The sequence below is a fragment of the Achromobacter sp. 1012554356 genome, from assembly GCF_059760815.1.
On the sequence record NZ_JCBANC010000108.1, the window covers coordinates 1 to 8,727 of the forward strand.

An 8,727-nucleotide genomic window follows, 5' to 3' on the forward strand; every position below is an offset into this window, starting at 1 on the left:
CGGTCACCGTGGGTGCGAGCGCCGTCGATGCGCCCGAGGGAATCTGAAGGGAAGGCCGAAGGCCTGGACGAAGATGACGAAGGGGGAGTCCGGAGCGAAGGCTCCGGACCGCAATCGTGGGCGATCGTGCCCACGGTGACCGCGGCGTCGGGCGACCTACGAAGACTTTCGCGGCACGAAGATAGACGACCAACGAAGAATCTGGCGCCAAGAAAATCAACGAGCCATAAAGAACCTGACGCAGCATCAAAAAAAATGGGCCACACAGGCAACCGACCAAATCAGTCTTCACCTGCAAGGCCCACTCTCACCTCACATTGATCTCAATGCGACGTCGATCTCAAACAAATCGTCAACGTCACACTACTCTCAATGCGACGTCAACCTCAAACGATCGTCAGCGTCACGTCAATGTTGCCGCGCGTCGCGTTCGAGTACGGGCACACGATGTGTGCGGCCGCGACCAGCTTTTCGGCTTCTGCGCGGTCCAGGCCCGGCAGCGAGATCTTCAGTTCCGCTTCGATGCCGAACCCCGTCGGGATTGCGCCGATACCAACGATGCCGTTCACGGACACGTCCGCCGGGATCGCGATCTTGTCGCGGTTGGCGACGAACTTCATCGCGCCCAGGAAGCAGGCCGAGTAGCCGACGGCGAACAGTTGTTCCGGGTTCGTGCCAGCGGCGCCAGCGCCGCCCAGTTCGCGCGGGGTGGTCAGCTTGACGTCGAGGTTGCCGTCGTCGCTGACGCCACGGCCTTCGCGGCCTCCGGTGGCGGTGGCGTTGGCGCGGTAGAGGACTTTTTCGATCGACATGGTGTGGTTCCTTTGAATGAGAGTTTGAACTGCTTGCCTTGCGGGACCCTTCCCGTGTTGGCGGTCAACGATGAACTTGCGACTTGCCTGAAACTTTAAATAGTGAACAACAAGATCGTGCGCTACTTATAAAACCGGATGATGACAGTCATCACCCAAAACCTCAAAGACTTTCGGCCAGCTTCTCCCGCAACGCGTGCAGCATCTTCGTCATGCCCTGCGCTTCGTCCAGCGAACACTGCGCTGCCGCGCCAACTGCATGCGGCACCGCTTCGGCCTTTTCGCGCAGATCGCGGCCCTGCTTCGTCAGGCCCACGATCACCTGGCGTTCGTCCGTCACGGCGCGCTTGCGCGTTACCAGGCCCGCGGCCTCCAGGCGCTTGAGCAGCGGCGTCAGCGTGGCCGAATCCAGAAACAGGCGGCTGCCGATATCCGTCACCGTAATTTCGTCGCCTTCCCACAGCACCAGCATCACCAGGTATTGCGGGTAGGTCAGGTCCAGCCCGCTCAGCAGCTTGCGGTACACCTTGTTCATCGCCAGCGAGGTCGAGTACAAGGCGAAGCACAACTGGCTGTCCAGCAGCAGCGGGTTGAAAGCGGCTTTGGTCTTGTTTCTGGATTTCATTGCGCAATATTAAATAGCGCGCGATTTATCGTCAACACTTTTTTTTGATCCCCGTAACGCTTACGCCGCCTGCTCTGCTTCCACCGCGCCGCGGTCCGACCCGTATTGCTTCAGCCCGTCCAGGTCCAGCACCCGTACCGCCCCGTATTCCACATTCAGCAACCCCGCCTCCTCCAGCTTGCGCAGCGCCTGGTTCGCACGCTGGCGCGAGACCCTCGCCAGATAGCCGACTTCTTCCTGCGTAATCGTCAGTCGCATCCCCATGCCCGGATACAGCAAAGGATTGAACAGCTCGGCCAGACAGCGGGCCACTCGCGCATCCGGATCCAGCAGACGGTCGTACTCCGCCTTGCCGATGAACTGCGCCACGCGTTCGTTCAATTGATGCAGCAAATATCGGTTGAACGGAATACTGGTATCCAGCAACCAGTCGAACGTCGCGCCCGGCAGACGCGCCACCACTGAATCGCGCAGCGCCACGATGTCGTACTTGCGGACCTCGCGTTTCAGCAGCGAGCCCTCGCCGATCCAGCCGCCGGCGGGCACACCTGTCAGCGATGCCACCTTGCCTTCCGAATTGCCCACCGATACCTTGACCAATCCCGCCAACACGCCGATCCATGCCTGGGCGAGTTCGCCTTTGCGCTCTATGATCGATCCAGCAACGACCTGCTGCACGGAAAGGTCCCGCTCCACGCGTGCTTGCTGTTCCGCGTTGAGCACGCGGAACCAGGCGGCGGCGAGTTGCAGGGAGTCGGATAGCTGCATCGGGAATACCCTAAAAGGTCCTTGAATGTCGCGATGGTGACAGTTGGTAGCAACCCAACCTTATACCTTAACTCCTGCCGTAAATCTAAAACCAACTGGTCAAGCACGCCGCCGCATCCGCCGCTTCATTGCAGGCACTGCGCGCGATGCGCCCAAACCGGAGGAGACAACGTGGCACATTCATCGCCCGCATCTGCACAGGTGCCGGCGGCGCCGGACACCTTTCCGGCGCTGCTGCTCGCGCATGCCAACGTTCGTGGGTCGCGGCCCGCGATACGAGAGAAAGACCTGGGGATCTGGCAAACCCTGACCTGGTCCGAAGTGGCGGAGCATGTCCGTCACGTCGCGCAGGGTCTTGCATCGCTCGGCATTCTGCCCGGCATGCACGTCGCCGTCATCGGTGAAAACCGCCCGCGTCTCTACATGGCCATGATGGCCGCGCAATCGCTCGGCGCCATTCCTGTTCCGCTCTATCAGGATGCGGTCGCGCAGGAAATGGTTTACGTGCTGCAGGATGCGGAGATCAGCGTTGCGATCGTCGAGGATCAGGAGCAGGTCGACAAGATGATCGAGGTGCGCGAACAGTGCCCTGCCCTGAAGCATGTCGTGTTCGATGATCCGCGCGGCCTGCGGCATTACGCCGATCCCATGCTGCTGTCTTACGAGCAACTGGAAGCGCTGGGCAGCGAGTACGCCGCGAAGCATCCCGACTTCTACGCGCGCGCCGTGGCTGCCGTGCAGCCGCACGACGCCGCGGCCATGTTCTATACGTCCGGCACGACGGGCAAGCCGAAGGGCGTGGTGCTGACGCACCATGCGCTCATCGACCGCGCGCGCGCCGTGTCCGAGATGGAAAAGCTGACCGATCAGGAAGACGTGCTGGCCTATCTGCCGCCCGCCTGGATTGGCCAGAACATGTTTTCGTACACGCAGCTGCTGGTCACGGGCTTCACGGTGAATCATCCCGAGTCGCCCGACACCGTGTCGATCGACATGCGCGATATCGGCCCCACCTATTACTTTGCACCGCCGCGCGTGCTGGAAGGCCTGCTGACGCATGTGATGATCCGCATGGAAGACGCGGGCTATCTCAAGCGCAAGCTGTTCGCGGCCTGCATGAAGCTGGCGCGCCGCGTCGGCACGAAGATTCTGGATGGCGAATCCGTGAATGCCTGGGACCGCATGCGTTACGCGGTGGGCAATGTGCTGATCTACGGTCCGCTGCGCAACGCGCTGGGCATGAGCCGCGTGCGCGTGGCCTATACGGCGGGCGAGGCCATCGGGCCGGACCTCTTTGTGTTCTACCGCTCCATCGGCATCAACCTGAAGCAGTTGTATGGCTCCACCGAGACCTCGGTGTTCGTCTGCGTGCAGCCCGACGGCCAGGTGCGCGACGACACGGTGGGGCCGCCGGTGCCGGGCGTGGAGATTCGCGTGGCCGACAACGGCGAGATCCTGGTCAAGAGCCCGGGGCTCTTCAAGGAGTACTACCGCAATCCGGACGCCACGGCCGAGGCGCGCAGCGCCGACGGATGGTTCCACACGGGCGACGCCGGCTACCTGGATACGGACGGGCAGCTCAAGATCATCGATCGCGCCAAGGACGTGGGCAAGCTGGCCAATGGCAGCCTGTTTGCGCCGAAGTACATCGAGAACAAGCTCAAATTCTTCCAGCACATCAAGGAAGCAGTGGCGTTTGGCGCGAACCGCGAGGACGTGTGCGCGTTCATCAACATCGACCTGGAAGCCGTGGGCAACTGGGCCGAACGCCGCGGCCTGCCCTATGCCGGCTACACCGACCTGGCCGGCAAGGACGAGGTCTACCAGCTGATCGCCGAGTGCGTGGAGCAGGTCAACGCGGATCTCGCGACCGATCCCAAGCTGGCCGCGTCGCAGGTCAGCCGCTTCCTGATCCTGCACAAGGAGCTGGACCCGGACGACGACGAGCTGACCCGCACGCGCAAGGTGCGCCGCGCCTTCATCGCGCAGAAATATGGCGTGCTGATCGACGCGCTCTTTGGCGGCAAGCAGTCGCAGTTCATCGAGACCGAAGTGAAATTCGAAGACGGACGCACCGGCAAGATTTCGGCGGATCTGCGGATCCATCCGGTCAAGACGTTTCCCGCCATCACCGCCCGAGCCGCGTAAAGAACATGAGCCATAACGACCGCGACCAGCGTATCGGCGATGTCATGCTGGACATGCAGAACATCTCCCTGTCTTTCGGCGGCGTGAAGGCGCTGACCGATATTTCCTTCAACGTGCGCGAGCACGAGATCCGCGCCATCATCGGACCCAACGGCGCGGGCAAGAGCTCAATGCTCAACGTCATCAACGGCGTATACACGCCGCAGCAAGGCGGCATCGCATTCCGCGGCGAGCGGTTTTCGCGAATGAACCCGCGCCGCGCCGCCGAAATGGGCATCGCGCGCACGTTCCAGAACCTGGCGCTATTCAAGGGCATGAGTGTGCTGGACAACATCATGACCGGCCGCAATCTGCGCATGAAGAGCGGGCTGCTGGCGCAGGCGTTCCGCCTGGGGCCGGCCGAGCGCGAAGAGATGCAGCACCGCGAGTTCGTCGAGAACATCATCGACTTCCTTGAAATTCAGGCCTATCGCAAGACGCCGGTGGGGCGCCTGCCCTACGGCCTGCAAAAGCGCGTCGACCTGGGCCGCGCGCTGGCGATGGAGCCGCGCCTGTTGCTGCTGGACGAGCCGATGGCCGGCATGAACATCGAGGAGAAGCAGGACATGAGCCGCTTCATTCTGGATGTGAACGACGAATTCGGCACGACCATCGTGCTGATCGAGCACGACATGGGCGTGGTCATGGACATCTCGGATCGCGTGGTCGTGCTGGACTACGGCAAGAAGATCGGCGACGGCAAACCCGACGAAGTTCGGGCGAACGAGGATGTGATCCGCGCCTATCTCGGCGTGTCGCACTAAGCCGGACAACCAAGGCGGAAAGACATGGGATTTTTTCTAGAGACCTTATTCGGCGGCCTGATGAGCGGCATGCTGTACGCGCTGATCGGCCTGGGCTTCGTGCTGATCTTCAAGGCGTCCGGCGTCTTCAACTTCGCGCAGGGCGCGATGGTGCTGGTGGCGGCGCTGTCGATGGCGCGCTTCTCGGAATGGCTGCCGCGCTGGCTGGGCTTTGACAACATGATCCTGGCCAACGTGCTGGCGTTCATCGTCAGCGCGATCGTGATGTTCCTGCTGGCAGTGGCGATCGAGCGCTTCGTGCTGCGCCACCTGGTCAACCAGGAAGCCACGACGCTGTTGATGGCGACGCTGGGCATCAGCTATTTCCTGGATGGATTGGGCCAGATCACGTTCGGCAGCTCGGTGTACTCCATCAACGTCGGCATGCCCAAGGATCCCCTGATGATTCTGGAATCGGTGTTCGAGGGGGGGCTGCTCATCAACCTTGAAGACCTGACAGCCGCGGTCATCGCCGCGCTGCTGGTGGCGACGCTGGCGCTGTTCTTCCAATACACCTCGACCGGCCGCGCGCTGCGGGCCGTGGCCGACGACCACCAGGCCGCGCAGTCGATCGGCATTCCGCTGAACCGCATCTGGGTGATCGTGTGGAGCGTGGCCGGGCTGGTGGCGCTGGTGGCGGGGATCATCTGGGGATCGAAGTTCGGCGTGCAATTCACGCTGTCCACCGCCGCGCTGCGCGCGCTGCCGGTGGTGATCCTGGGCGGCCTGACGTCCGTGCCGGGCGCCATCTTGGGCGGCCTAATCATCGGCGTGGGGGAAAAGCTGTCCGAGGTCTATCTGGGGTCGCTTGTGGGAGGCGGCATCGAAATCTGGTTCGCCTACGTGCTGGCGCTGGTGTTCCTGCTGTTCCGTCCGCAAGGGCTGTTCGGCGAGAAGATCATCGACCGCGTCTAAGCCCGCGGCTCACCAAGGATAAAAAATGTTCTATCGCGAAAACGGCCAATTCAAGACCAGCTATCGCGCTGACCAGCAGATCTTCCCGATCCGCCAGGACCGCGTCTTCATCTGGCTGCTGATGGCGGTGGCGTTCATCGTCGTTCCGGCGATGGCCAGCGACTACCTGCTGCGCGCCATCCTGATTCCGTTCCTGATCCTGGCGCTGGCCGCCGTGGGCCTGAACATCCTGGTCGGCTACTGCGGACAGATCTCGCTGGGCACGGGCGCCTTCATGGCGGTGGGCGCGTATGCCGCCTGGAACTTCGGCGTGCGCTTTCCCGGCATGCCGCTCGTGGTGCAGATCCTCTTGGGCGGCTGCTTTGCCACCATCGTCGGCGTGATCTTCGGCATCCCCAGTTTGCGCATCCGCGGGCTGTATCTGGCGGTGGCGACACTGGCGGCGCAGTTTTTCGTGGACTGGGCGTTCCTGCGCATCCCCTTCTTCACCAACTATTCGCCCTCGGGAAGCGTGTCGGTGCCGCCGCTCACGGCCTTCGGGCTGCCGGTGCAAAGCGCCATGGAGAAGTACCTGTTCGTGCTGATCCTGGTCGTCGTCTTCAGCCTGCTGGCCAAGAATCTGGTGCGAGGCGCCATCGGACGCCAGTGGATGGCGATCCGCGACATGGACGTGGCGGCATCGGTCATCGGCATCCGGCCCATGTACGCCAAGCTGACGGCGTTCGCGGTCAGTTCGTTCATCGTCGGCGTGGCGGGCGCCTTGTGGGGCTACATCCACCTGGGTTCGTGGGAGCCGCTGGCGTTTGACCTGGGCCGCTCGTTCCAGCTGCTGTTCATGGTCATCATCGGCGGGTTGGGTTCGATCATCGGCAGCTTCTTCGGCGCGGCGTTCATCGTGCTGGTGCCGGTAGCGCTGTCCAACATCCCGCACATGCTGGGCCTGCCGCTGTCGGTGGACACCGCGGCCCATATCGAGCACATGGTGTTCGGCGCGCTGATCGTGTTCTTCCTGATCGCCGAGCCGCACGGCCTGGCGCGGCTGTGGAGCATCGGCAAGGAGAAGCTCAGGATCTGGCCGTTCCCGCACTGATCGTGTTTCGTTTTGATTTCCGTGGGTCCATCGCAGCACAACCGCGCTGGACCCCCGCCCCGAATACCCGGCTCAAGACCGGGCCAATCCCGGTGTCACAGGGTTGACCGACCCAAACACCACGCAGGAGGTAAATGGAGATGAAGCGTCTTAACCTGAAGTTGGCGGCAGCCTTGATGGCCGCAGCCGGCGCCGCAGGCGCCGTGGCCACGCCGGCAATGGCGGCCGAAGAGCAGTTCGTTCCGTTGCTGGTGTATCGCACGGGATCGTTCGCGCCGCTGGGCATTCCCTGGGCCGACGGCAAGCTGGATTACCTGAAGCTCGTCAACGAGCGCGATGGCGGCGTGAATGGCGTCAAGATCACGTATGAAGAGTGCGAGACCGCCTACGCCACGGACCGCGGCGTGGAATGCTACGAGCGCCTGAAGGGCAAGGGCACCGGCGCATCGGGCTTCGATACCCAGTCCACCGGCATCACGTTTGCGGTCAGCGACAAGGCGATCATCGACAAGGTGCCTGTGGAAACCATGGGCTACGGCCTGTCGCAGTCGGTGGATGGCAGCGTGTTCGAGTGGAACTTCCCGCTCTTGGGCACGTACTGGACCGCCGCCGACGTGATGATCCAGGACATCGCCAAGAAAGAAGGCGGCATGGACAAGCTCAAGGGCAAGAAGATCGCCCTGGTGTATCACGACTCGCCGTACGGCAAGGAGCCGATTCAGCTACTGCAAAAGCGCGCGGCCAAGGAAGGCTTCGAACTGCTGCTCTACCCCGTGACCGCCCCCGGCGTGGAGCAGAAGTCCACCTGGCTGCAGATCCGCCAGGCGCGTCCGAACTACGTGCTGCTGTGGAGCGCGGGCATCATGACGCCCACCGCCATCCGCGAAGCGCAGGCCAGCGGCTATCCGCGCGACAAGATGTACGCGATCTGGTGGGCCGGCTCCGAAGGCGACGTCAAGGACCTGGGCGATGTCGCCAAGGGCTACAACGCCATCACCATCCACAACAGCGGCGCCGACAGCGACAAGGTCTACGACGATCTGAAGAAGTACGTCTACGACAAGGGCCAGGGCGCGGACAAGACCGGCAAGACCACGCTGGGCACCATCGCTCACACGCGCGGCATGATGATCTCGATGCTGCAGGTGGAAGCGATCCGCGCCGCGCAGGAGAAGTACGGCAAGGGCAAGGCGCTGACGCCCGAGCAGGTGCGCTGGGGCTTCGAGAATCTGGACCTGACCCAGGAAAAGCTCGACAAGCTGGGCTTTGGCCAGATCATGCGTCCGGTCAAGACCTCGTGCGCGAATCACAAGGGCGACGACTGGGCCCGCATCGTGCAGTGGGACGGTTCCAAGTTCAAGGTCGTTTCCGACTGGTATCAGGCCGACAAGGCGATCCTCGACCCGATGGTCAAGGAATCGGCGGCCAAGTACGCCAAGGAAAAGAACATTACGCCCCGCAAATGTGAGTAATGCTCCTGGAGCGCCCGCGGCGTGTTTGCCGCGGGTGCGCAACGCAGGTTGATAT

8 protein-coding genes are annotated in these 8,727 nt (G+C 62.7%); 5 read left to right on the forward strand and 3 right to left on the reverse strand.

What is annotated here, in order from left to right:
• Window positions 1-386: 386 nt before the first annotated feature.
• The 3 genes from AC6LJW_RS29140 to AC6LJW_RS29150 form a co-directional block, all read right to left on the reverse strand.
• Complete coding sequence (locus AC6LJW_RS29140; protein WP_056560358.1) at window positions 387-812, reverse strand: organic hydroperoxide resistance protein; 426 nt, start codon at window positions 810-812, stop codon at window positions 387-389.
• Between the two features lie 163 nt (window positions 813-975).
• Window positions 976-1,437 carry a MarR family winged helix-turn-helix transcriptional regulator gene (locus AC6LJW_RS29145; RefSeq protein WP_498088943.1) on the reverse strand — a complete coding sequence of 154 codons (462 nt, stop codon included), beginning with the start codon at window positions 1,435-1,437 and terminating at the stop codon, window positions 976-978.
• 60 nt (window positions 1,438-1,497) lie between these two features.
• A complete protein-coding gene (locus tag AC6LJW_RS29150; RefSeq protein WP_056560363.1) occupies window positions 1,498-2,205 on the reverse strand; it encodes a Crp/Fnr family transcriptional regulator in 708 nt (235 codons plus the stop codon).
• 171 nt (window positions 2,206-2,376) lie between these two features.
• Here AC6LJW_RS29150 and AC6LJW_RS29155 point away from each other — a divergent pair, with 171 nt between their 5' ends.
• The 5 genes from AC6LJW_RS29155 to AC6LJW_RS29175 all read left to right on the forward strand — a co-directional run bounded on the left by AC6LJW_RS29155 (window position 2,377) and on the right by AC6LJW_RS29175 (window position 8,672).
• Complete coding sequence (locus AC6LJW_RS29155; protein WP_498088944.1) at window positions 2,377-4,353, forward strand: AMP-dependent synthetase/ligase; 1,977 nt, start codon at window positions 2,377-2,379, stop codon at window positions 4,351-4,353.
• 5 nt (window positions 4,354-4,358) lie between these two features.
• Window positions 4,359-5,156, forward strand: coding sequence for an ABC transporter ATP-binding protein (locus tag AC6LJW_RS29160; protein WP_056560369.1), 798 nt, complete (start codon window positions 4,359-4,361; stop codon window positions 5,154-5,156).
• Between the two features lie 24 nt (window positions 5,157-5,180).
• Window positions 5,181-6,110, forward strand: a complete 930-nt coding sequence (locus AC6LJW_RS29165; protein ID WP_056560372.1) for a branched-chain amino acid ABC transporter permease — start codon at window positions 5,181-5,183, stop codon at window positions 6,108-6,110.
• Between the two features lie 25 nt (window positions 6,111-6,135).
• Window positions 6,136-7,200: a branched-chain amino acid ABC transporter permease gene (locus tag AC6LJW_RS29170; RefSeq protein ID WP_056560374.1), complete on the forward strand. Its 1,065-nt coding sequence runs from the start codon at window positions 6,136-6,138 to the stop codon at window positions 7,198-7,200.
• A gap of 134 nt (window positions 7,201-7,334) precedes the next feature.
• Window positions 7,335-8,672 carry an ABC transporter substrate-binding protein gene (locus AC6LJW_RS29175; protein WP_082578797.1) on the forward strand — a complete coding sequence of 446 codons (1,338 nt, stop codon included), beginning with the start codon at window positions 7,335-7,337 and terminating at the stop codon, window positions 8,670-8,672.
• The last annotated feature ends 55 nt before the right edge of the window (window positions 8,673-8,727 follow it).

Coding starts and splice junctions, on each gene's coding strand:
- AC6LJW_RS29140 (WP_056560358.1), bottom strand. CDS start 812: ATGTCGATCGAAAAAGTCCTCTACCGCGCCAACGCCACCGCCACCGGA.
- AC6LJW_RS29145 (WP_498088943.1), bottom strand. CDS start 1,437: ATGAAATCCAGAAACAAGACCAAAGCCGCTTTCAACCCGCTGCTGCTG.
- AC6LJW_RS29150 (WP_056560363.1), bottom strand. CDS start 2,205: ATGCAGCTATCCGACTCCCTGCAACTCGCCGCCGCCTGGTTCCGCGTG.
- AC6LJW_RS29160 (WP_056560369.1), top strand. CDS start 4,359: ATGAGCCATAACGACCGCGACCAGCGTATCGGCGATGTCATGCTGGAC.
- AC6LJW_RS29165 (WP_056560372.1), top strand. CDS start 5,181: ATGGGATTTTTTCTAGAGACCTTATTCGGCGGCCTGATGAGCGGCATG.
- AC6LJW_RS29170 (WP_056560374.1), top strand. CDS start 6,136: ATGTTCTATCGCGAAAACGGCCAATTCAAGACCAGCTATCGCGCTGAC.
- AC6LJW_RS29175 (WP_082578797.1), top strand. CDS start 7,335: ATGGAGATGAAGCGTCTTAACCTGAAGTTGGCGGCAGCCTTGATGGCC.